Here is a 23,121-nt window from a genome sequence, read left to right as displayed (position 1 = left end):
GGGTCCGCCATGGTTCGTTTCTGTTTATGTGTCGCCGTGATCTGCATCCCGTTTCTTGCTCCGGCTCAGGAGGCCGAACAGGATCTGGAGGACGGTGCCGGGATGATCTCCGAGGGCACGCGGCTCTTGCTTCGGGGACTTCTGGAGCGCGCCGAGCCCGAGTTGCAGCGGCTGTTGGGGATGCTGGAAGAGTGGGACGGCGCGGAGTTTCCACTATCGGATCTACATCTCTACCACGCGCCCGAGGTGCTGCCGAATGGCGACATCATCCTGCGCCGTCGCAACGAACCTCCGTCCGCAGATCCAATCGATCCGCCGCGTGTCCTCCATTCCGAGGGCGTTGTGGATCTCTGATTCCTGTCAGGAGCGCAGGCGCAGAGGCTTTATCTCGGTGGTCGCGCCAAGAGTGCCCGCGAGCGCCTCGAACCTGGCCTGCGCGACCTCGCCAAAGAGGTCCTGCGCGTCGTCGGCCAGCCGCAGTTCCAGATGCTTTCGTTTGGGGAACCACTGCATCCGTCCATGGGCCAGAGGGGCTTCGCCCGAGAACATGGCGCCAAAGCGCATCGCCCGCCCCATGACTTCGGCATCATGGATCTCACGCTCGCTCAGGATGGAGGATACGGCCTCAAAACGGGTGCCAGACCGGTTGCCCTTGTAGCGGTGCAGCAGCGCGAGACCGAGCATGACCCGTTCCGCATGATCGAGGCCGCCAAGCGCGGACTGGGTAATGCTGTCAAAGCAGGCCTCGTGGCGGTAGTCGGGATGGGCGCGCCAGTTCACGTCGTGGAGCAGACAGGCCGCACGGAGGAGCCGTTGGCGGGCTGGCATGTGATCGCCAAAAAGCGGCTTGATGAAATGGTAGAGCGCGCGGCCAAAACCCGGCTGACGCGCATATTGCGCCTCCGCCCAGCGGCAGGCTTCGATCAGGGGATCGCGCTCCCGCAAGAGAGTGGGCATCTGTTCGTAAAGCAGCCCTTCGCGGATCCCGTAGGACGAGATCGCCAGTTCACGGGGTTTGAAGATGCGGATGATGATCTTCAACACCTGCGCAGCCAGAGGAACCAGAGCCATCCGACTCTCGCCCACGCCGGTCATGGCCCGCAGTTCATCGGTGGAGTGAGCCTCTATGAACTTGATCGTCGCGCGGGCATGTTTCGGGGTGATACGGTATTCATGCAGCACGTGAAGAGGGTAGTTGCGCCGAGCCATATCGACCCGTGCAATCGCCCGCCACGAGCCGCCGACAAGGAAAATCCTGTCTGGATAGGAGTCGTCAAACATCTCATGGAGACGCTTCAGATGGGTCTTTATCTCGGCCTTCAGCCCTTTTTTTCCACCGGGCAGACCTTGTAGCCGCAGGGGGCCCAAGGGCGAGGTGTCGCGCCGTCCGATCTGTCCGTCACCGACCTCGGCCATCTCAAGAGACGAGCCGCCAATATCGCAGACCAGCCCCCGGGCGTCGGGCCAGCCAACAAGCACCCCCTGACTGGACAGACGCGCCTCCTCGGCGCCATCGATCACGCGGATATGGATGCCGGTCTCGCGCAGCACCTGCTGGCAAAACTCCGGCCCGTCCTCGGCCTCGCGCATGGCGGCTGTGGCGACTGCGATCACCGGGCGCGCGCCCACGCCGTCGATCAGCCGCGCAAAGCGACGCATGGCGGCCAGCGCGCGCTCCTTTCCCTCCGGGTTCAGCCGGCCTGTCTCGACATAGCCGCGCCCCAGACCGGCCATGACCTTCTCGTTAAAGAAATAGGCGGGTGAGCGGGCGGCGCCGTCAAACACAACCAGACGAATCGAGTTTGACCCGATGTCGATCACCGCCACGCGGGACAGGGCGCGGGCCATGGGTTTGTCGAATAGCGGGGGGCCAAAGCGGCCGAATTCTTCGGGGTCAGGATCTGAAGCCAGCATGGTCCCGCCTTTGGTCACCGTTGTACGGAGCGTGCACCGGGGACAGGTCGCCGGTCAATCGCTGACTGTGGGGGAGCCGGTGGCGTGACAGAAATACCCGCCACGCCAGGGCTTGCCCGCTCAGTCACCCCGCGTGACGTTTTCGTTGCTGTGCGACAGGTCAGGGACTGCGACCGCCGCCGCTGTGCCCCGCCCCGAGAGTGACGGGTTTTCCATAAAGAATCGGTGGCAGGAGAACGCGCCGTCATCGGTCAGATCAATGGGCCGGAGATAGGTGCCGTCCGACTGAAGGATCCAGCTCTGCGCCGTATCTGCCATGTTCGCAGCCATGATCTGACGGATGATCTGGGCTTTGACGGTGGCGTTTTTGCACTCGACCAATGTCTCAACCCGGCGGTTCAGGTTCCGCCCCATCCAGTCGGCGGAGGAGATGAACACGCGGGCCTGTTTTGAAGGTATTTCATGGCCATTCCCGAAGCAGACAATCCGGGAATGTTCCAGAAACCGCCCCACGATGGATTTCACCCGGATATTCTCGCTGAGCCCCTTGATCCCCGGCCGGAGACCGCAAATGCCCCGGATGACCAGACTGACCTTCACGCCGCGCTGGGACACCTCGTAGAGCTTGTCGATCACGTCTGCCTCGATCAGCGAGTTCATCTTGGCCCAGATCACGGCTGGCTTGCCAGCCTCGGCATTCTGCGCCTCGACCTCCATGAGATCAATGAGGGTCTGTTTCAGGGTCCGGGGCGAGACGCTGAGATTTTCCAGCCCCTCGGGATCGGCATAGCCTGACAGATAATTGAACAGCCGCGTCATGTCCCGCCCCAGCGCCGCGTCGCATGTGAAGAAGGACAGGTCAGTGTAGATCCGGGCGGTGATGTGGTGGTAATTTCCGGTCCCGAAATGGGAATAGGTCATCATCCCGTCCCGCTCGCGACGGATCACGGCGGAAAGCTTGGCGTGGGTTTTGAAGTGGATGAAGCCGTATACCACATGCACCCCCGCCCGTTCGAGCTTGCGCGACTGGCGGATATTGGCGGCCTCGTCAAAGCGGGCCTTCAGTTCGACCAGAGCGGTGACCTGCTTGCCCGCCTCGGCGGCCTCGCAGAGCGCATCGACGATCGGGCTCTCGTTGTGGGTGCGGTAGAGGGTCTGCTTGATCGCCACCACATCGGGGTCGGCGGCGGCTTGCTTCACAAAGCGGACGACGAGATCGAATGTCTCGTAAGGGTGGTGGAGCAACATGTCCTTCTGCCGGATCGCCGCGAACATGTCGCCCTCGTGATCCTGAACGCGCTCGGGAACGCGCGGCGTATAGGTGGGCCAGAGCAGGTCGGGACGGTCTTTGAGCACCAGCTCCGACAGGTCCGCAACTCCGATCAGCCCCTCGGTCTCGACGGTTTCCTCGTCGGTAACCGGCAGCTCCTGCATAATCAGTTTCCGCAAGCCAGCGGGCGCATTCGCCGAGATATTCAGCCGGACGACTTCGCCCCGCCGCCGACGTTTCAGAGCCACCTCGAATTCGCGCACGAGATCCTCCGCCTCGTCCTCCACTTCGAGATCGCTGTCGCGCAGGATGCGGAAGGTGCAGTGCCCCTTAACTTTATAATGGGGATAGAGCGTGATCACATGGAGCAGCAGCATTTCTTCGAGTGGCAGGATGCGGAACTGCCCCTCCGGGGCGGGCAGGTGCACAAAGCGTTCGATCTGATGGGGGATCGGGATCAGGGCGCGCAGGGTGGATTTGTCACTGATCCGTTGCAATTCCACCGCCAGCGAATAGCCGGAGGAGGGAATGAAGGGGAACGGGTGCGCCGGGTCAATAGCGAGCGGCGAGAGAACCGGGAAGACCTCCTTCAGGAACTGCTTTGACAGATAGGTTTTGTCAGCGGCGGTCAGATCATCCGGTGTCAGCAGGTAAATGCCTGCTTCGGCCATTTCGGCTTTGAGGCCAGACAGGATGTTCTGCTGGCAATCCATCAGCCGCCGGGCGTCGGCGTCGATCAGCTGGAGCTGCTGTGTCGGGGTCAGGCCGTCGAGCGCGGGCGTGGCATTGCCGGAAAGGGCCAGCTCGCGCAGACCTGCGACGCGGACGGTGTAGAACTCGTCGAGGTTTGCCGCCGAAATCGAGACGAAGCGGAGCCGTTCAAGGAGCGGCACGTTCGGATTCTCGGCTTCTTCCAGAACACGCCAGTTGAATGCGAGCCAGGACAGCTCACGATTCTGGAACCGTTCCGGACCGCTCAGATCCGCGTCTGGCGCCGGTTCGGCAGGGGCGGGAAAGGGGGCGGCAAGGAAGTCGGTTTCGATCATCGGGTCAACTTTCGTCGGTCGGGTGTGCGGGTCCGGCCAAAGTCGCGAGCGCCGTCTTGGCCAGCGGAATAGTGACCGGACGGTGCCGCGCCAGCGAGACGCGGTCAAGGGCGTCCGCAAGATCGCGCGCCGCCTCAGCCGAACGGGTCATCCGGGTTACCAGATAGCGGAGCACTGGCAGAGAGGCCTCAAGGCCCCGGTCCGAGAGTTGCTTTTCCAGCAACGCCCCGAGGAGCGCATCATCGGGGGGCGAGAGCTCTGCCGTCGTCAGGGCGGTCAAGCGGCTTTTCAGGTCTGGCAGAGCAATGGGCCAGCTCGCGGGCGGGGTACGCCCTGTCACGAGGAGGCGCCCTCCGAGACTGCCCAAGCGGTTGTAGAGGTGAAACAGCGCCGTCTCTGCCTTGGCCCGTCCGGCGATCTCCGGCACGTCCTCCACCGCGATGCGCCGCGCGGCGGCGAGGGTGGGAATGTCGTAGCGGGGCAGGTCCAAAGCAGGCACCACAAGCGCGTCGCACATTTTCGCCCAGACATGGGCGAGATGCGTCTTGCCAGAGGCGGCTGGCCCGGTCAGGGCCAGCCGTCCGCCGGGCCAGCCTTTGCCCTCGACCATGGCAAGCGCGTCGGCATTGGAGGGAGCCACGACAAAATCCTCGCGCCCCAGCGCCGGACGGATGCGCAGATCGAGGGGCAGTTGCTCTGCCATCATTCAGACGTCTCGGAGTTGTTCGGATCTTCGCCCAGATAGAGCGCGCTGTTGCGGTATTTGCCGATCAGGAAGCGGGCCACGACCCCGAGGACGGCGGCGACCGGCACAGCAACAAGCATACCGACAAAACCAAAGAGCGAGCCGAAGGCGGTCAGGGCAAAGAGCAGCCAGACCGGGTGCAGCCCGACCGAGCTGCCCACCAGTTTCGGGGTCAGGATATTGCCTTCGACCGCCTGTCCCGACTGGAAGATCGCATAGACGATCAGGATCATCCACCACTCTCCCCAGAACTGGAACAGGGCCATGCCGATGGAGAGCAGCGCGCCCACCAGCGCGCCCACGTAGGGGATGAAGGTCAGTGCGCCCGCGATCACCCCGATGACAAAGCCGAATTGCAGCCCCACCAGCGTCAACGCGATGGCGTAATAGGTGCCGAGGATCAGGCAGACGAGGCCTTGTCCCCGCAGGAAAGAGGATAGGGTGGTGTCGATGTCCGAGGCGAGCTTGCGGATCGTCGGGGCGTGCTGGCGGGGCAGGAGGCTGTCGATCTCGGCCACCATCCGGTCCCAGTCGAAGAGCAGATAGACCGAGACCACCGGCGCGATCACCAGCACCGTGATGACGCCGATGATGCCGGAGACGGAGGCCGTCACGCCTTCGATCAGCGCGCCTGACCGCTTGCGCAAGGCCTCGGTAAAGGAGGACATGAAGCGCTCCAGCGCGTTTTGCAGATCGGCCACTTCGGGGAACCGCTCCGCAACGAAGGGCACATTCGCCACCAGCCAGCTTTGCGCATGGCCCACGAGCAGAGGGGCCTTGTCGATCAGTTCCGCCACCCGGTTCGACAGGGCAGCGAGCTGGGAGATCAGAGTCGGAATCACCAGCAGGATCAGTCCGACGAAGATCACTGTCACGATCACGGAGATAATCGCGACCGCGAGCGCACGACTGAGGCCTTTTTCCTGCAGACGGTCCGCAATGGGATCCAGCAGGTAAGCAATGGCAGCACCGAGGATGAACGGTGTGATCACATTGCCAAGCCACATCAGGAGCAAGATGAAGACGAGTGCTGCGATGCTCCAATAGAGAACCTGCTGTTTCACTGGGACTGACATGGGTACGGATCCGCCTTTTGCTGCTGGGGTGTTTTGGTACGTAGGGCGCCAAGGCGCAAGAGCACCTGCACCGCCAGGACTGTCCCAATCAGACTGCTCAGAACTCTGGGAAGATCTCGAAACTCTCGGTCTGGGGCGCAATGACCCCCGCATGGGCCATGCCGCGTCGGAGCACGCCCTGATCGCGCAGAATCCCGATGCCGCGGTTGAGCGCTTTCAGAAACTCGGCGCCGTCCGGATGGTTTTGCGAAACGATAAAATGGCGCCCCTGCCCAAATAGCAGTCGCATCCCCGGTATCGGCTTGAGACGCGCGCCATTGGCGACATCCTCAAACGACAGATCGTCTGAAGAGGCCGCGAACGGCTGCAGCACCACATCGGCCCGCCCCGCCGCAATCATGCGCAAAATAGTGGGCCAGCTATCTGCGGTCTGCTCCCGAAACCCGTACTGCGCGATCACGTCACGATCCAGCTCCCATGTCCGCGTCACGCCAAAGCGCAGGTTGCGGATCTCGGCGAAATCGGTGACGGCCAGCACATCGGTTCGCTCTTCGAGCGTGTAAAACCCCACATAGAAGTCCTGACGGTCGAGAATCGGTTCGCTGAGCCAAATTCCCTCGGCATACCGGCTATCATCAGAAAACCCGGCCACCCCATGAGTCAGCTCTCTGCCCGCGCGTACCTGCTCTATGGTCCGTGCGTGAGGCGTATGGACGTCATAGGGTTCGTAAACGACCCGGCAGTTGCACCCCCCCAGCACAGGGGCAACCTGCATGACGAGGGGCTCAAAGGTCATCCGCGTGGACGCGGTCGCCCCCAGATCCTCGATCTCAAGCGGGTCGCGCCCGTCCAGCATGTCGAGATAGTTGGCCAGATCTTCACGCAAAAGTCGTGTGACGTAAGTCGTTTCTTGCTGAGCAGCGGTCTGCGCCGATGCGCCCATCCCACCGCACGAAAATACAGCGGCAGCGCAAAGACATGCGGAAGTCAGTGCTTGCCATAGGGATGTTGTGGAACTCTGCACAGTCACGATCCTGCGATACACCTGTCAAAACATAACATGGTCAGGCCCGCTCTGTCATGGGGGTGCGGTATCTGAGGACTGGTCATTGACCCGTTCGATCTGGCAAGAGACCCGTGGGACGGCGTGGGAGGCACCCTTGAAACAGATCATCTGCATCAACTGGGGCACGAAATACGGTCCGCGCTACGTCAATCGCCTGTATGCGGGCGTGGCGCGAAATGTCACGCCGCCCTTCCGTTTTGTTTGTTTCTGCGATGATCCTTCGGGGATGCGCCCCGAGGTCGAGACCCAGCCCTTGCCGGAGATCGACTATGAGATCCCGAGGACCCGCACCGGCATTTGGCCGAAATCGCGGCTCTGGGGGGCAAAGCTCGGGGACTTGTCCGGCCCGGTGCTGTTTCTCGATCTTGACGTGATCGTCACGGGCTCCCTTGATCCGCTTTTCGAATATGGCGCCCCGGAGAAGGTCGTGCTGGCTCGGAACCCGTCGAACCTGCTGGAAAAGCTGGGACAAACCTCTGTGTTTCGGTTCCCGGTGGGCGGACTCCTGCCGCTTCAGGAGCGGTTCAAGGCCGATCCTCAGGCCATCGCCGAGACATATCGCTACGAGCAGCGCTTCGTGACCCGCGAGGCACCCGGCGGTCCTGAGTTCTATCCGCGCGCCTGGGTCGCGCATTTCCGCAGGGACTGCCGCCGTATTTTCCCGCTGAATTATCTGCTGGCACCCAAGCTGCCCCGCGACGCCCGCGTGGTCCTGTTCGCTGGTCACCTGACGCCGCAGAACGCCATTGAGGGGCGCTATGGCGACTATCGCCAGCCTTCGGCCCGCGCTCATATCGCGGCGCTCTGGCGTGGCAAGCGCAAGGGCAGTGTTCTCAGCCACCTGCGCCATTTTATCCGTCCGAGCCCTTGGGTGGCCGAGAACTGGCGCGAGTAGCCTTGCGGGACGCACCGGGATCGCCTAGCGAATGAGCAAACCAGACCCGGAGCCCCGCCCATGCGCCTCAGCCGCTATTTTCTGCCCGTCCTGAAGGAAACGCCCGCCGAGGCGCAGATCGCCAGCCACCGCCTGATGCTGCGCGCCGGGATGATCAAACAAGCCAGTGCCGGGATTTATTCCTGGCTGCCGCTGGGCTTCAAGGTTTTGAAAAAGATCGAGCAGATCGTCCACGAGGAGCAGCAGCGCGCCGGTCATATTCCGATGCTCATGCCGACCCTGCAATCGGCAGAGCTCTGGCGCGAGTCCGGCCGCTACGATGCCTACGGCCCGGAAATGCTGCGCATCCGCGACCGCCATGACCGCGACATGCTTTACGGTCCCACGAATGAGGAGATGATCACCGACATTTTCCGCAGCCACGTGACGAGCTACAAGGACCTCCCTCTGACCCTCTACCACATCCAGTGGAAATTCCGCGATGAGGTCCGCCCGCGCTTTGGCGTCATGCGGGGCCGCGAATTCTATATGAAGGATGGCTACAACTTCGACCTGACCAAGGAAGACGCGCTCCACGCCTATAACCGCCATCTGGTGAGTTACCTGCGCAGCTATGAGCGTATGGGCCTGCAAGCCATCCCCATGCGCGCCGATGGTGGTCCAATTGGCGGCGACTACACCCATGAATTTCTGGTGCTGGCTGAAACCGGGGAATCCGAGGTCTTCTACGACAGCGAGATCACCGATCTGCGTTTTGGCGATCGGGAGATCGATTACGATTCGGTCGAGCAGTGTCAGGCCGTGCTTGAGGAATTCACCTCCCGCTACGCCCGCACCGATGAAACCCATGACGAGGCGGTTTTCGCCGAGGTCCCCGAAGAGCGCCGCCGCACCGCGCGTGGCATCGAGGTGGGGCAGATCTTCTATTTCGGCACGAAATACTCCGAGGCCATGGGTGCTGTCGTCTCCACTGCCGAAGGCGAGCGGGTGCCGGTCCATATGGGCTCCCACGGGATTGGCGTGTCGCGTCTGCTGGGCGCGATCATCGAGGCCAGCCATGACGAGAACGGCATCATCTGGCCCGAAGGCGTGACCCCGTTCCATTGCGGCATCGTGAACCTGCGGCAGGGCGACAGCGATTGTGACGCGGCTTGCGAGCGACTGGAGCAGGCGCTGATCGCAAAGGGTCTCGACCCGCTCTACGACGACCGCGAAGAACGCGCTGGCGCAAAGTTTGCCACCATGGATCTGATCGGTCTCCCCTGGAGGATCACCGTGGGCCCGCGCGGCCTGAAGACCGGCGTCGTCGAATTGACCAACCGGCGCACCGGCGAGAGCGAGGAAATGTCGCTCGAGGCCGCCATCGACCGGATCGGACAAATCTACAGCGTTTGAGATACTTTAAGTACATCAAGTACATCGCTCCCGCGCCGTCGTCGCGCGGGACACGTTGTCGGGGAACGGGGTATCTAAAAACACAAAGAAATCACGGCGAAGCTCTGTCTTCCTTGTGTTCACAAATACCCTGCGACGGCGGACGCGAGCGCTGATCTTTGATCAGTTGCCCTTCATCAGATCATCGATGGCGCGGAGTTTGGCGATGAGGTCGCTCATTTCCTCGATCGGGATCATATTAGGTCCGTCGGAGGGGGCGTTGTCGGGATCCTGATGGGTCTCGATAAACAGGGCAGAGACGCCAACGGCACAGGCGGCACGGGCGAGGACGGGGGCGAATTCGCGCTGGCCACCGGTGGTGGTCCCCTGACCACCGGGCTGTTGAACGGAATGGGTGGCGTCGAAGACGACCGGATAGCCCGTCTGCGCCATGATCGGGAGGCCGCGGAAATCCGAGACCAGCGTATTGTAGCCGAAAGAAGTCCCACGATCGCAGAGCATGATCCGCTCATTGCCGGTGGAGGCGATTTTCGCGGCAACATTGCTCATGTCCCAGGGCGCGAGGAATTGACCCTTTTTCACGTTGATCGCAGCGCCGGTTTCACCTGCTGCGAGCAGGAGGTCGGTCTGGCGGCAGAGGAAGGCCGGAATTTGCAGGACATCGCAGGCCTCGGCCGCCGGGGCGCAGTGGTCAGGCAGATGAACGTCAGTGAGAGTCGGGCAGCCGAACTCGGTGCCAATTTTCGACAGAATTGACAGGCCCTCTTCCATGCCAAGGCCGCGCTGGCTCGACAGAGAGGACCGGTTGGCCTTGTCGTAGCTGGCTTTGAAAATGAACTGCGTGCTGGTTGGCGCGCAAGCCTCGGCGATGCGCTCGGCCATCATCCGGGCATGGTCCAGCGACTCGAGTTGGCACGGCCCTGCGATCAGCGCGAAGGGGTTATTGCCGCCGATAGAAATGTCGCCGACGGTGACGATGCGGGTCTCGGGCATGTGCTGTTCCTCAGTCTGGGGCGGTCAGTCCGCCATCTCGCGCAGGGCCTGTTCAATGCGGGGGATGTCGCCGGGGTTGTTCAGTTCCCAGAAGACCCGTCCGCGCCCCTCCACTTCGACGCAGGTCACGGGCAGGCCATTCTCGACGAAGCGGAGCTGTTCAAGCCCTTCCAGCTTTTCCAGCTGGCCCTCGGGCAGGGTGCCGTAGGTCGCGAGGGCCTCGCGGGTGTAGACGTAGACGCCCACATGATGAAAAACCGGGATTTCGGCATCGCCGAGTTTTGCCGGGTCAAGCCAGGGGATCACTTCCTTAGAGAAGTAGAGCGCGCGGTGATCGGTGCCGAAAACGGCAGTCGTGCCGCCCACGCGACCCTCGCGTCGATCTTCGACAAAGTGATTGTAAGTGGTTTCATCGCAGCGCAGGACCGGGGTGGCGACCCGGGCCTCTCCGGCTGCCATTGTCTCGATCAGGGCCGAGACGAACCACGGTGGCGTCAGGGGGGCGTCGCCCTGCAGGTTTACTACAATGTCGCAGTCGAGCCCGGCGGCCTCCAGCGCGGCGGCGCAGCGCTCGGTGCCGTTGCGACAGGTCTCCGGCGTCATGATGACCGAGGCTCCAAAGCCCTCTGCATGGGTGCGGATGCGGTCGTCATCGGTCGTGACATAGATCTCCTGATCGCCCTCGACCTCCTGTGCCGCTTCCCATGTCATGCGGATCAGGGATTTACGACTGCCATCGGGCAGGTTCAGTTTGGCCAACGGTTTGCCCGGGTAGCGGGTCGAGGCGAAACGGGCGGGGATCAGGATGGCGGTTTTCATTCAGGCGACTCCGGCGCGCAGGAGGTCATGGAGGTGCAAAACGCCGAGTGGAGTGCCTCCATCCGTGACAATCAGGGCGGAAATACGATGCTTTTGCAGGATGGCCATCGCTTCGGCGGCGAGCATGTCTGGCGCGACTGTGACCGGTGATTTGGTGGCCACATCCCCGGCCTTGCGATCCAGCAGGCCGTCCATGTTGCGGCGCAGGTCGCCATCGGTGACGACGCCTGTCAGCGATCCGTCGGGGGCGACGACGGCGGCCACCCCGAACCCTTTGGATGTCATCTCGATCAGCGCGTCGCTCATCGGGGTTTGGGCGCTCACAACCGGCAAATCCTCGCCGTCATGCATAAGCTGACGCACTCGCGCCAATTGGGCACCGAGTTTGCCGCCCGGATGAAAAACCGAGAAGATCTCGGCGGTAAAGCCCCGGACTTCCATAAGTGCAACGGCCAGTGCGTCGCCCAGCGCGAGCGTCATGGTCGTTGAGGTCGTCGGCGCGAGGCCCATGGGGCAGGCCTCCGGCATCTGGGGCAGGGTCAGCCGATAGGTGGCGGCCTGCATCAGCGTCGAGTCGGGACGGCTTGAGAGTCCGATCATCGGGATGTCGAACCGGCGGCAATAGGCGAGCAGATCGCCCAGTTCAGACGTCTCGCCGGAATTCGAGATCAACAGGCAAATATCCTGTGCCCGGATCATCCCAAGATCTCCGTGGCTGGCCTCGGTCGGGTGCACGAAGATTGCCGGGGTACCGGTCGACGCGAGTGTTGCCGCGATCTTACGACCGATATGCCCGGATTTTCCGACGCCGGCGACGACGACCTGGCCTTCAGACGCTTTGATCGCGGTCACGGCAGCGGCAAAGTCGTCGGGCAGCGTGCGGCTGAGCGCGGCCAGTGCGTCGGCCTCAGTCGTCAGGAGCTGACGGGCGGCGGCAATGATGTTTTCGTCGGTCATGAGGTTGCTCTAGAGGGCCGGAGCCGCTCGGGCAAGCGTGCCGTCACCGCATCCAGAGATTGGCAGATTTTAAACGGTTGCGGATCGCCTGCTCTTTGCGAGGGAGATTGGCCTGATCAAACATTTTGCGCGCCTTCTGCCCCTTGTTCTGCAGAACAAACCGCAAAATCGGCTCATGCTGTTTAAGAACCTTTTTCACTTTGTTCGAGCTCATGGCCGCTTCGGCGGCGGCCACGGCCGCGTCGCTTTCACGGGCATAGAGCAGCGGAAAGGTGCGGTAATGGGTGGTGATGTCACCGTCGAGCCCCGCCAGTTCGGGTCCCGGTCGCCCGCCGCCCAGCGCATGGATCGTCAGAGGAAGAGCCGCCTGGTCAAGCCAAGGGTTGAGCTCCTGCAGCAACGATTCCTCGGTGGGATTGTCCCGGATCATCAACGCGTGCTTGAGAAACAGCTCGCCAAATTCCGGACCTGACCGGCCGAAAAACCACCCGGCATTGAAGTACAGGTATCGTTCCCAGTATTCGTCGGGCTGAGACACATCGAGGCTGCCCTCAAAGTCGAGGCCGGCTTTGCGATACAGGCTTCCCCAGATCTCGTTGTAACCCGGTCCGTAGATTTCGAGCTGAGGCCAGGTTCCGATGCGGCGCATGGAGGCGGCGGGGCGATCAAAATCAAAGGCAATTTTGCTGATCTTGCCGGTGACAAGAGTGTCGCTGTCGAAAAACACAAAGGGACGGTCCGCGTCGAGGGCTTGCAAACCTTCGATCTTGTTTCCAACCGGGTAGTGCGCACCAAAGTGCTTCGCGTCGAAGGGTCTGATCTCTGCATCAAGCGTCCCGGTGAAAAGCTCGCGGAGGTCTTCCGGCATCCGGGGATCTTCTGCCCAGGCGCCACCTTCCTGTGGCTCAAGGATGATGACGCGGCCCGCGAAATCCGGATCGGACTGGCGCAGGCTGGCGACGAACAGCCCCGCCTCGTAGCCGACCCGGCCTTTTTGTCCGATTAGAACGATGTCGAATTCAGGGGCCGTTTTAATTTTCGCCATAACTCAATGCCTAACGTTACCTGAACGGGTGTGCGCATGTCTTTGCAGAATGCGTATGGCCGTTAGCACAACCGTTTACCTGGTTAAACTGTGTTCGACAGCCGAATTGATGAAAACCTAGCCGTTAGGGCTATTGTTCGCTTAACCAGAAACAACCACGCCCCCATCGACGGCGAGGGATTGTCCGGTGATCATCCGCGATGCCGATGAGGCGAGGAAGAGAGTTGCGCCGACGATATCCTCTGGGCTGAGGTGTTCTTTCAGGCATTGCCGCTCCAGATGGGCGGCCAGCGCGTCGGGCGTCGCCCACTTATCGAGTTGCTTCTGCGTCAGCACCCAACCCGGTGCGATGGCATTCACGCGGATCTTGTCCGGACCGAATTCGCGGGCGATGCTACGGGTCATTCCGTTGATTCCGGAATTGCTGGTGGTGTAGATCGGATAACCCGTGTTCCCCATCATGTAGCTGATCGAGGTCATGTTCACGATCGCCCCGCCGCCAGCTTTTTGCATGCCCGGGATCACCGTCTGACAGGCAAAGAAATAAGCCTTCAGGTTGATTGATGTGGACCAGTCCCAGAACTCTTCGTCCACCTCAAGCGTTTCATGGCGCTGATCGTTAGCCGCGTTGTTCACCAGTACGGTGACGGGGCCATGGGCAGCCTCGGCCTGAGCGACGGCGCCGCGCAGGGCCTCCAGATCGGTGATGTCGCTCTGAATGAAGAGCGGTTTGTTGCCGGTTTCCCGCTCGGCCTGACGGACGAACGCATCCGCGTCGCTGCGCCCGATAAAGGCGACCTTTGCGCCCTGCCTCAGGAACCCGAGGGTGAGGTCGGCGCCGATCCCGGATCCGCCGCCGGTAATGAAAACGGAGGCCCCGGTGAGGTCGGGGAACGTGGTCAGTTTGGTCTCAGACGTATCAATATCTTGCATGGCTCTATGGCTATCACGCCGCCCGGCAGGTTCAAGACGTCCCGAACATGCAAATACGACGGACGGCCCCCTTGCCCTTGGCCTCTGTCGCGCCCACCATAGGGACAGTGACACACCGTTCGGACGGAGACCCTATTGGCGCAGACCACCCCAAGCTACGCAGAGCCCGATATCCAGTCGGAGACGACCTCCGAAACCCATCTTGAGTTTCCTGATAACCGTTTGTTGATAGAGCTTTGTGGGGTCGGGGACGCCAATCTCGTTCAGGTTGAACGGGATCTGGGCGTGCAGATCCTGCGCCGTGGGAATCATCTGACGATCATTGGCGAGCCCGAGGCCCGCGCCCGTGCACGTGAGGTGCTCGAAGCGCTGTATCTGAGGCTTGAGTCGGGCCGCGAAGTCGATCCGGCGGCGATCGCGGGTGAGTTGCGCATGGGCGCTGAGTCGGAGCCAATGGGCGATGGCCAGATCGAGATGTTCAAGGGCGGATCGGTGGAGATTCGTACCCGCAAGAAACTGGTTGAGCCCCGCACCGAGGCGCAAAAGGCTTATGTAAAATCACTTTTCGCGAATGAGCTGAACTTTGGCATCGGTCCGGCGGGGACGGGCAAGACCTATCTGGCCGTGGCGGTGGGGGTAAATCACTTCATCGAGGGGAAAGTGGACCGAATCATCCTGTCCCGACCGGCGGTCGAGGCCGGTGAACGGCTGGGCTTCCTGCCGGGCGACATGAAGGACAAGGTCGATCCCTACATGCAGCCGCTCTATGACGCTCTGAACGATTTTCTGCCGGGCAAGATCCTCGCGCGCCTCATGGAGGAAAAGAAGATCGAGATCGCGCCGCTGGCCTTCATGCGGGGGCGGACCCTGTCCAACGCCTTTGTGGTGCTCGACGAGGCCCAAAACGCCACCTCCATGCAGATGAAGATGTTTCTCACCCGTCTGGGCGAAGGCAGCCGCATGGTCATCACCGGCGACCGCTCACAGGTGGACCTGCCGCGCGGACAGGTCTCCGGTCTTTCGCATGCGGAAACTCTGTTGCAGGGGATCGACCGGATTTCGTTCAATTATTTTACCTCGAAGGATGTTGTCCGCCATCCGCTCGTGGCCAAGATCATCGAAGCCTATGAGCGCGATGTCTGACTTCACCGTTGATGTCGTCTTCGAGGACCCGCGCTGGGAAGAGGCCGGTCTCGAAGACTGGGCCGGGATCGCGGCCCGCGCTACCGCCGCCCATCTGGGTCTCGACGAAGTAGAAATGGTGGTACTGGGCTGCGATGACGCCCGGATCGCAGAGCTGAACGCCGATTTCCGGGGCAAGCCGCAGCCGACCAATGTGCTGTCCTGGCCCTCTGAGGAACGTGGCGCCGAGGCGGAGGGGGGGGCGCCTTTGCCCCCCGAGGATCCGGAGATCGGCGATATTGCGCTGGCTTGGGAAACCATGGTGGCCGAGGCGGAGGCAGCTGGTATTTCCCTACATAATCACAGCCTGCATCTGATCATTCACGGGATGCTCCATCTGCTGGGCTATGACCACATCCGGGATGGCGATGCGGAACTGATGGAACTTTTGGAGACGCAGATACTTGCCACCCTAGGGGTCGCTCCCCCATATGAGCGCGATTAGCAACAGAAACGGCGAGAGATGTCCAATACCGAGACTGGCGCACCCGAAGACGGCTCTGAGAGGCCGGGCGCCGACGACAGCGAAGGCAAGAGTTTCTTCGGTCGGATCTTCGGCTCATGGTCCGGCCCCGAGGATGAGGCCGAAGACGACACGATTGCAGGCGAGGTGACGGATCACGCCGAGACCGGTCCCGGGCTCATCAATCTCCGGCGCAAGCGTCTCTCCGATGTAGCAATCCCGCGCGTCGATATCGTTTCGATGCCGATCACCGTCAGCCGTGATGAACTTGCGGAGAAATTCCGTGAATCCGGCCTGACCCGCATCCCGGTCTATGACGGAACCCTCGACCATCCGCGTGGCATGATCCACCTTAAGGATTTCGCGCTCCGCCACGGTTTCGGGGCTGAGAAGGACTTTGACGCTGAGGCGCTGATGCGGCCCCTTATCTACGCGCCGGGCTCGATGTCCGTCGGGGTGCTCTTGCAGCGAATGCAGAGCGAACGCACTCACATGGCACTGGTGATCGACGAATATGGCGGGGTGGACGGGCTTGTGACCATCGAGGACCTGATCGAACAGGTGATCGGCGAGATCGAGGACGAGCATGACGAGGAAGAGGCTGACCTCTTCTCGGAAGAGAAGCCGGGCATCTGGATCGCCATGGCCCACACGCCGCTTGAGGAATTCGAGGAGGCGCTGGGGCGTCAGATCGAGGATGAGGATGTCGAGGACGGCGCCGATACGCTGGGCGGTGTCGTGGTCACGCTGACCGGCCGGGTGCCAGCGCGCGGTGAAGTCATTCCCCACCCGTCTGGGATGGAGTTCGAGGTCGTCGATGCCGATCCCCGGCGGCTCAAGCGGATTCGGGTGCGTCTCCCTTCCGGTGGCTGATCGTCGCAGTTTGGCACTGGCCGCTCTGGCCGGTCTCGCGGCCGGGTTGGGGCAGGCACCATTCTCGCTGGTGCCGGTTGCACTGGCAGGGCTGGCGCTGTCGTGCTGGCTCTGTCGGGCCGCGCTCTCGCCCCGACGGGCAGCCCTCATCGGCTGGGTCACTGGTACAGCCTATTTCGCTCTGACGCTGCACTGGATCGTCGAACCATTCTTCGTCGATGCCGCACGCCACGGCTGGATGGCCCCCTTTGCGCTGATCTTCATGTCGGGCGGGCTGGCGCTGTTCTGGGCAACGGCCTTCGGCTTTGCGCGCTGGCTGGCGCAGGGAAGAGGCAGCTTTGCGCTAGCGTTTGCCCTCTGCCTCACCGCGGCGGAGCTGCTCCGCGGCTATATCTTCACAGGCTTTCCGTGGGTCCTAGTGGGCCAGATCTGGTCTGACGGGCCGGGGCTCCAATTGGCGGCGTTCACAGGGCCCTACGGCCTGACTCTGGTCACGGTCGTGATCGCCGCGATTTCCGCGGTCCTGCGCCCGGCTCCAGCGCTGGCGGTCGTGCTTGTAGGCTGGGGCGGCGTGGTGGGGCTGGGGGCGCTGCGACCTGATCTGCCCATGGCCGAGCCCGTCGGCACCGTTCGCCTCGTCCAGCCAAACGCGCCGCAGGACCAGAAATGGGATCCCGATCTTGTCCCCGTCTTCTTCCGCCGCAGTCTCGATCTCAGCGCCGCCGAGGGCGATGTCGATCTGGTGGTCTGGCCCGAGACGTCGTTGCCGTTTCTTCTGACCGGTGCCGATCCGATCCTCGCCGAGATCAGCGGGCGGGCTGGGGGAGTGCCCGTGATCGCGGGTGCCCAGAGGCGTGAGGATGGCCGCTATTACAACGCGCTGGCGGTTCTGTCCGCCGAGGGTGCGTTACTGGACGTCTATGACAAACACCACCTTGTTCCCTTTGGCGAGTACATCCCCTTTGGCGATGTGCTGCGACGCGGCGGGCTCCGGGGACTCGCCGAGATCGTCGGGGGCTATTCCGCCGGGCCTGGCCCGAGGGTGCTCGATCTCGGCCCGCTCGGACAGCCGCAGCCGCTGATTTGCTACGAGGCGATCTTTCCGCAGGAAGTGGGCGCAGTCGCCGCGCGTCCCGACTGGTTGCTGCAGATCACCAATGACGCTTGGTTCGGCACCTTTGCCGGACCCCAGCAGCATCTGGCGATTGCGAGGATGCGCGCCGTGGAGCATGGGCTGCCCATGCTCCGCGCTGCCAATACGGGCATTTCCGCGGGGATCGACGCGCGGGGGCGGGTGATCGGAGAGATCCCCATGGGCGTGGCCGGGCATCTGGATGTGGCCCTGCCGCCCCCCGGACCCGAGACACTCTATGCCAGAACCGGCGACTGGCCTGTTGCTGTGCTGCTCTTGCTCATGATCTCTGCGTTGGGCGCATGGCGCATTTTCCTTGAATCCGGACGCGCCCGGAGGTAACCGCCCGACAATGCGCACAACGGCTTCCTGGCGTGCGCGCCACCCCGGACCCAACGGAGCACTTTCATGCCGCGTCAGAACTATATCTTTACCTCGGAGTCCGTGTCCGAAGGCCACCCCGATAAGGTCTGCGACCGGATCTCGGATGCGGTTCTGGATGCTTTCCTCACCGAAGAGCCGGAAGCCCGCGTGGCGTGTGAAACCTTCGCCACCACCAACCGTGTGGTGATCGGCGGCGAGGTCGGCCTCAGCGACAAGGCGAAACTGGACGAATACCTGGAGCGCATCGATGGCATCGCCCGCGACTGCATCAGGGACATTGGCTACGAGCAGGACAAGTTCCACTGGAACACCTGCAAGGTCACCAACCTGCTGCACCCGCAATCGGCCCATATCGCGCAGGGTGTTGATGCCGCCGAGAACAAGGACGAAGGTGCAGGCGATCAGGGCATCATGTTCGGCTACGCGGTGGATGACACACCGGAACTGATGCCGGCGCCGATCCACTATGCCCACGCCGTGCTGCGCCGTCTGGCTGACGTGCGTAAATCGGGGCAGGAGCCGACCCTGCGCCCCGATGCCAAGAGCCAAATTTCTCTTCGTTACGAGGACGGTAAGCCCGTCGAAGTGACCTCCATCGTGCTCTCGACCCAGCATGAGCGTGAGGACCAGACCTCTGACGACATCCGCGCGATTGTCGAGCCCTACATCCGTGAGGTTCTCCCCGAAGGTTGGCTCACCGAAAATACCGAATGGTGGGTGAATCCTACCGGCGTGTTCGTGATCGGTGGCCCTGACGGGGATGCCGGCTTGACAGGTCGTAAGATCATCGTGGATACCTATGGCGGCGCGGCGCCCCATGGGGGCGGGGCCTTCTCCGGCAAGGACCCGACCAAGGTCGACCGCTCTGCCGCCTATGCCGCGCGCTATCTGGCGAAAAACGTGGTTGCCGCTGGCATGGCGAAGCGCTGCACCATTCAGCTCTCCTACGCCATCGGCATTGCCAAACCGCTGTCGATCTATGCCGACACTCACGGAACTGGCGAAGTCCATGAGAGCCAGATCGAAAAAGCGGTGTCGCAGGTCATGGACCTCACTCCTCGCGGCATCCGGACCCATCTGGGGCTGAACCGTCCGATCTACCAGCGCACCGCCGCCTATGGCCATTTTGGCCGCGCTCCTGAGGCCGATGGCGGTTTTTCCTGGGAAAAGACAGATCTGGCGGATGCGCTGAAAACGGCAGTTTGAGAGTGCTGCGCGGCGCCGATCCCAGCTCTTAGGTCGGGGGCGTTGCGCTGACCCAGAGGTGCGCCTTGTTCCTCGCCTGAGCGCTGAATACCGTTGCCCTCAAAACACTCCGGAGGTTCTTCATGTCGACCGATACAAGAGGCCTGACCCAACTCGGACAGGACACTGCCCAGCCGATGTCGCCGGAGACTGCGGTTCTTGAACGCGTCCCGGCGCCGCATAAGGGTCGGGACTACATGGTGCGGTTCACCTGCCCGGAATTCACTTCGCTTTGTCCGATGACCGGGCAGCCGGATTTTGCCCATTTGGTGATTGATTACGTGCCGGGTGACTGGCTGGTCGAGTCCAAGTCGCTCAAGCTCTTTTTGCACAGCTTCCGAAATCACGGCTCTTTCCACGAGGATTGCACCATGACCGTGGTCACTAAGATCGAGGAGCTGCTGGCTCCAAAATGGATCCGGATCGGTGGCTACTGGTACCCCCGCGGCGGCATCCCCATAGATATTTTCTGGCAGTCGGGGCCTGTTCCTGACGATGTTTGGATCCCCGGTCAGGACGTCCCCGGATACCGCGGTCGGGGCTGATAGAGCCCAGATTGATCGCCTTCTCGCGCGCTGTATCTACCGGTAGCGATCGGCGTTTTTCCGAAGGGTGAGACGACCGGTTATATTTTTGATCCGCAATGTTGTACATTGCTAGAAGTCGAGGATGCACTGCTCGAATCTAGACGGTTAGATGCGCTGCACGAGCAAACCACCTTCCGCCTACTATCGCACGACGAACGGGTCGAGCTACTATGCCGCGGTGCGATAGTGTGGAGGGCTGCTCATCTGGGTGGACGAGACTATGACCTAGCTTGCGCCGCGTGACGCTCGCGCTGGTCGTCCGCTGGCCCTATCCGATGCAGCGATCCAATTCTGCCTGTCGTGCAAATTCCTCTTCTGGTCGCCGTTGCGCCGGACTTCGGGGAGAGTGGCGAGCCTGCTGAATTTGCTCCGTCTATGCCCCAGCCCTAACTATACCGCCCCGTGCGGCAAACAGAAAGCACTGGCCGTTTGGATACCCTATTGCCTTTCGGATCGAACGCTGAGCCTACTTGTTGACAATGAAGCACTGTCCGCCGTGGACCATCGGGATCGGACGGATGGCGCCATGTCAGGCAACTCCGAGCGACAATGGCGAAGGGCGCAAGGTGCGCCTTGCGATGGCCTCGGCCATATTTGATATGGGCGCCGTCGAATTCGCCCCCAGCCGCCACGGTGAAAGCCACATCCTGTCTGAACTCCCTGGAAAAATCACCGAGAATGAGAAGAACGGCACCGTGACCGCAGACGGTGCATGTGACACGTGCCGGTGCCACAAGGCCACCCTGTCAGGGCATTCCTTTGGTCCGATTACGGTCATCCGCTCACTTACAATCCGGAAAAGCAGTCGCCAGTAGAAGAATGATTGCCTATCGGTACGCGCCCAGAACGAAATTCTGCGCGCGCCCCGCCCGGCACTACGGCCGAGCCTTCTGGCAGCGCTGAACGGGCTACCATGCCCGCAGCTGGATCAAAACGAGCATGCGGTGTCTGAACTCTTTCAGCGAACGCCTCGCCGCTTAAGACCCCGACTGTCAGACCGCCGAAATCCAAATCTGAGTTGCACTCAGGAATCTCTTCAACGCCCATGGCACCGCCGATATCATACCCGTGGCATGACATGATCGGGGTAAAGGGCGGTCACGCCTCAGGCCTGAGTTCTGTAACACCGCCGATCCAAAATATGGTAAACTTGCTCAGTCGTGCCGATCTGTCCTGACCTGCTCCGCTTGGAGTCCGCGTTTACAGGTTAGCTCTGTTCGTGTTTTGGTTCTCTATTGACCGTTGGTGATACTCTCGGGGGTGAGCCCGTCGAGGCTCGAGTGCGGGCGGTGGTGATTGTAGTCGTCGCATCATGCCGCAATCAAATGGCGGGCATGGCGCAGGGTCGGGCAGAGGTGCTCGTTGAGGCATTCGTCCCGCAGGCGGCCATTGAAGCTTTCTACCGGGCTGTTCTGCATCGGCTTGCCCGGTGCGATGTAATGCCATTCCCTGATCAGCCCCACTTGAGTGGTCCAATTTGATTGTGAGTGCATGACGGGCCTCCGGTCCATCGTGACGACGGTTTCCGGGGCCGGTGGGCGGTGGCCCAATGCGCTGTGTGGTCGTTTCGTGTTGTAGTGTTTCCTCCATTCTTCGATCAGAACTTGGGCTTCTCGCAGGCTGTAGAAGGTTTCGCCATTCAGGAACTCGTCGCGGAAACGGGCATTGAAGCTCTCCACATATCCGTTCTCCCAGGGCGATCCAGGTTCGATATAGGCGGTCTTGGCTCCAACAGCTTTGATCCAGTTCTGTACGGCCTCAGCAACGAACTCCGGGCCGTTGTCAGACCGAATGAACGAAGGCACACCGCGCAGGATGAACAGGTCGCTCAGCGCATCGATCACGTTGCCTGAGTTCAGCTTCCTGTCGACACGGATCGCCAGACATTCCCGGCTGTACGCGTCAATGATATTCAATGTCCGGAACGCCTTCCCATCGTCCGTGCGGCAATGCACAAAGTCGTACGACCAAACGTGATCGCGACGCTCTGGTCGCAGTCTGACGCACGAGCTGTCGTTCAGCCAGAGCCGTCCCTTCTTTGGTTGTTTCATTGGGACTTTCAGCCCCTCTCGTCGCCACAGCCTTTCGACGCGCTTGTCGTTCACATGCCAGCCAGCATCTCTGAGCAGCGCAGCAATCCGACGATAGCCATACCGTCCATATTGCCGGGTCAGCCCGATCATATCCGCGACCAGGCGTTCTTCGTCCGGGCGACCAGCAGGCACCTTACGCGGTGTCGATCGGTGCTGTCTGAGAACACGACAGGCACGGCGCTCCGAGACAATCAGCTCCGCTCGAACACGATCAATGCAGGCACGGCGACGAGCGGGGCTCAGAAGTTTCCCTTTGCGGCCTCCGCCAGGATCAGCTTGTCCAGGGTCAGATCCGAAACGGCCTTGCGCAGCCGCTCATTCTCTTTCTGAAGACGCTTTAGGTCCTTCAATTGGTCCGCGCCCATTCCACCGTACTTTTTCTTCTAGCGGCAGAACGTCTGTTCAGTCACGCCGATCTGGCGGATCGCATCCAGACGCGGCATCCCTTGCCCCGTCAGAACCTCAACCTGCCGTAACTTCGTGACAATCTCTTCCGGCTTTGGTCGCTTGTTTGCCATCTGTTTCCTCCGTTTTCCTAAACATAGCGGAGGACCACTTCAGTGGGGGAAGACCATCCCTACGTCGATCCTCCTGCCATTTGAGCATGGCGTTCGATGTCAGCTTGGTGCCGTTGTCGCTGACCACCATGCATGGGAAGCCCCGTATCCCGGCGATCCGGTCCAGTTCGCGGGCGACGCGGTGTCCCGATAGCGAAGTGTCGACCACGGTCGCCAGGCCTCCCCGGCTGAAGTCGGCGATCACGCAGAGAAGGCGGAACCGGCGGCCATCGGCGAGCGCATCCGACACGAAGTCCAGCGACCAGCGCTGGGGTTCGGCCCTTGCGGGATCGCCATCGGCGCCCTGGTTCCGATCGCGCGCTTGCGTCCGCCCCGTTTACGGATGGTTAACCCTTCTTCGCGGTAGAGCCGGTAGAGCTTCTTCCAGTTCACGTCCCAGCCCTCCCGCTTCAGCAGGATGTGCAGCCGCCGGTAGCCGAACCGCCGTCGC

The 23,121-nt window shown here is 61.8% G+C and carries 19 protein-coding genes and 4 pseudogenes; 10 read left to right on the top strand and 13 right to left on the bottom strand.

All coding sequences use genetic code 11. The annotated features are described in order from the left end of the window. Positions 1-9 precede the first annotated feature (9 nt). Positions 10-354 carry a hypothetical protein gene (locus FEV53_RS13825; protein WP_142835410.1) on the top strand — a complete coding sequence of 115 codons (345 nt, stop codon included), beginning with the start codon at positions 10-12 and terminating at the stop codon, positions 352-354. A gap of 6 nt (positions 355-360) precedes the next feature. Here the strand turns inward: FEV53_RS13825 and FEV53_RS13820 are convergent, their stop codons facing one another. From FEV53_RS13820 to FEV53_RS13800, 5 genes are all read right to left on the bottom strand, one after another. Further along, on the bottom strand, positions 361-1,914 hold the full coding sequence (locus FEV53_RS13820; protein WP_142835409.1) for a Ppx/GppA family phosphatase: 1,554 nt from the start codon (positions 1,912-1,914) through the stop codon (positions 361-363). Positions 1,915-2,034: 120 nt separating this feature from the next. Then, on the bottom strand, positions 2,035-4,230 hold the full coding sequence (locus FEV53_RS13815) for an RNA degradosome polyphosphate kinase (protein WP_142835408.1): 2,196 nt from the start codon (positions 4,228-4,230) through the stop codon (positions 2,035-2,037). Between the two features lie 4 nt (positions 4,231-4,234). Then, positions 4,235-4,936, bottom strand: coding sequence for an HdaA/DnaA family protein (locus tag FEV53_RS13810; RefSeq protein ID WP_342778300.1), 702 nt, complete (start codon positions 4,934-4,936; stop codon positions 4,235-4,237). Continuing rightward, complete coding sequence (locus FEV53_RS13805; protein ID WP_142835407.1) at positions 4,933-6,051, bottom strand: AI-2E family transporter; 1,119 nt, start codon at positions 6,049-6,051, stop codon at positions 4,933-4,935. Before FEV53_RS13805 ends, FEV53_RS13810 begins: the two co-directional genes overlap by 4 nt. A 97-nt stretch (positions 6,052-6,148) precedes the next feature. Next, positions 6,149-6,994: a type 2 periplasmic-binding domain-containing protein gene (locus tag FEV53_RS13800; RefSeq protein ID WP_142835406.1), complete on the bottom strand. Its 846-nt coding sequence runs from the start codon at positions 6,992-6,994 to the stop codon at positions 6,149-6,151. A 217-nt stretch (positions 6,995-7,211) separates the two neighbouring features. Here FEV53_RS13800 and FEV53_RS13795 point away from each other — a divergent pair, with 217 nt between their 5' ends. Together FEV53_RS13795 and proS are read left to right on the top strand one after the other, a co-directional pair. Then, positions 7,212-8,012 (top strand): glycosyl transferase, encoded by an 801-nt coding sequence (locus FEV53_RS13795; RefSeq protein WP_142835405.1) that lies wholly within the window; start codon positions 7,212-7,214, stop codon positions 8,010-8,012. 60 nt (positions 8,013-8,072) lie between these two features. After that, positions 8,073-9,407 carry a proline--tRNA ligase gene (gene proS / locus FEV53_RS13790; RefSeq protein WP_142835404.1) on the top strand — a complete coding sequence of 445 codons (1,335 nt, stop codon included), beginning with the start codon at positions 8,073-8,075 and terminating at the stop codon, positions 9,405-9,407. A gap of 162 nt (positions 9,408-9,569) precedes the next feature. Here the strand turns inward: proS and kdsA are convergent, their stop codons facing one another. From kdsA to FEV53_RS13765, 5 genes are all read right to left on the bottom strand, one after another. Beyond that, positions 9,570-10,400 (bottom strand): 3-deoxy-8-phosphooctulonate synthase, encoded by an 831-nt coding sequence (gene kdsA / locus FEV53_RS13785; RefSeq protein ID WP_142835403.1) that lies wholly within the window; start codon positions 10,398-10,400, stop codon positions 9,570-9,572. 24 nt (positions 10,401-10,424) lie between these two features. Continuing rightward, on the bottom strand, positions 10,425-11,219 hold the full coding sequence (locus FEV53_RS13780; RefSeq protein WP_142835402.1) for a 3-deoxy-manno-octulosonate cytidylyltransferase: 795 nt from the start codon (positions 11,217-11,219) through the stop codon (positions 10,425-10,427). Continuing rightward, positions 11,220-12,176: a KpsF/GutQ family sugar-phosphate isomerase gene (locus tag FEV53_RS13775; protein WP_142835401.1), complete on the bottom strand. Its 957-nt coding sequence runs from the start codon at positions 12,174-12,176 to the stop codon at positions 11,220-11,222. It abuts the gene before it with no gap. A gap of 43 nt (positions 12,177-12,219) precedes the next feature. Continuing rightward, positions 12,220-13,221 carry a hypothetical protein gene (locus FEV53_RS13770; protein WP_142835400.1) on the bottom strand — a complete coding sequence of 334 codons (1,002 nt, stop codon included), beginning with the start codon at positions 13,219-13,221 and terminating at the stop codon, positions 12,220-12,222. A 141-nt stretch (positions 13,222-13,362) separates the two neighbouring features. Next, entirely contained in the window at positions 13,363-14,154 is a 792-nt protein-coding gene (locus FEV53_RS13765; RefSeq protein ID WP_142835399.1) for an SDR family NAD(P)-dependent oxidoreductase, read from the bottom strand. Positions 14,155-14,289: 135 nt separating this feature from the next. On the opposite strand from FEV53_RS13765, the gene FEV53_RS13760 reads away from it, so the two are divergent. The 7 genes and pseudogenes from FEV53_RS13760 (at position 14,290) to FEV53_RS13730 (ending at position 21,037) form a co-directional block, all read left to right on the top strand. Continuing rightward, positions 14,290-15,297, top strand: coding sequence for a PhoH family protein (locus FEV53_RS13760; RefSeq protein WP_185962211.1), 1,008 nt, complete (start codon positions 14,290-14,292; stop codon positions 15,295-15,297). Next, positions 15,290-15,781 (top strand): rRNA maturation RNase YbeY, encoded by a 492-nt coding sequence (ybeY, locus tag FEV53_RS13755; RefSeq protein WP_142835398.1) that lies wholly within the window; start codon positions 15,290-15,292, stop codon positions 15,779-15,781. Before FEV53_RS13760 ends, ybeY begins: the two co-directional genes overlap by 8 nt. 18 nt (positions 15,782-15,799) lie before the next feature. Next, complete coding sequence (locus FEV53_RS13750; protein ID WP_142835397.1) at positions 15,800-16,672, top strand: transporter associated domain-containing protein; 873 nt, start codon at positions 15,800-15,802, stop codon at positions 16,670-16,672. Next, positions 16,617-18,146, top strand: coding sequence for an apolipoprotein N-acyltransferase (lnt, locus tag FEV53_RS13745; RefSeq protein WP_142835396.1), 1,530 nt, complete (start codon positions 16,617-16,619; stop codon positions 18,144-18,146). The genes FEV53_RS13750 and lnt overlap by 56 nt, the downstream gene beginning before the upstream one ends. A gap of 66 nt (positions 18,147-18,212) precedes the next feature. Continuing rightward, on the top strand, positions 18,213-19,394 hold the full coding sequence (gene metK, locus FEV53_RS13740; protein WP_142835395.1) for a methionine adenosyltransferase: 1,182 nt from the start codon (positions 18,213-18,215) through the stop codon (positions 19,392-19,394). A gap of 122 nt (positions 19,395-19,516) precedes the next feature. Further along, positions 19,517-19,978: a preQ(1) synthase gene (gene queF, locus FEV53_RS13735; RefSeq protein ID WP_142835394.1), complete on the top strand. Its 462-nt coding sequence runs from the start codon at positions 19,517-19,519 to the stop codon at positions 19,976-19,978. Positions 19,979-20,129: 151 nt separating this feature from the next. Further along, positions 20,130-21,037 (top strand): annotated as a pseudogene (locus FEV53_RS13730) (transposase). 183 nt (positions 21,038-21,220) lie between these two features. Here FEV53_RS13730 and FEV53_RS13725 read toward each other — a convergent pair. From FEV53_RS13725 to FEV53_RS13715, 3 pseudogenes are all read right to left on the bottom strand, one after another. Beyond that, positions 21,221-21,468: pseudogene (locus FEV53_RS13725) on the bottom strand (integrase core domain-containing protein); the annotation flags it as partial. 66 nt (positions 21,469-21,534) lie between these two features. Beyond that, positions 21,535-22,631, bottom strand: a pseudogene (locus FEV53_RS13720) (IS3 family transposase); the annotation flags it as partial. A gap of 61 nt (positions 22,632-22,692) precedes the next feature. Then, positions 22,693-23,121 (bottom strand): annotated as a pseudogene (locus FEV53_RS13715) (DDE-type integrase/transposase/recombinase); the annotation flags it as partial.

The sequence above is a fragment of the Palleronia caenipelagi genome (assembly GCF_007004065.1).
Classification (GTDB): domain Bacteria; phylum Pseudomonadota; class Alphaproteobacteria; order Rhodobacterales; family Rhodobacteraceae; genus Palleronia; species Palleronia caenipelagi.
The sequence above is the reverse complement of the archived record's forward strand: the minus strand, read 5'-3'. Positions and strand labels throughout refer to the sequence as shown.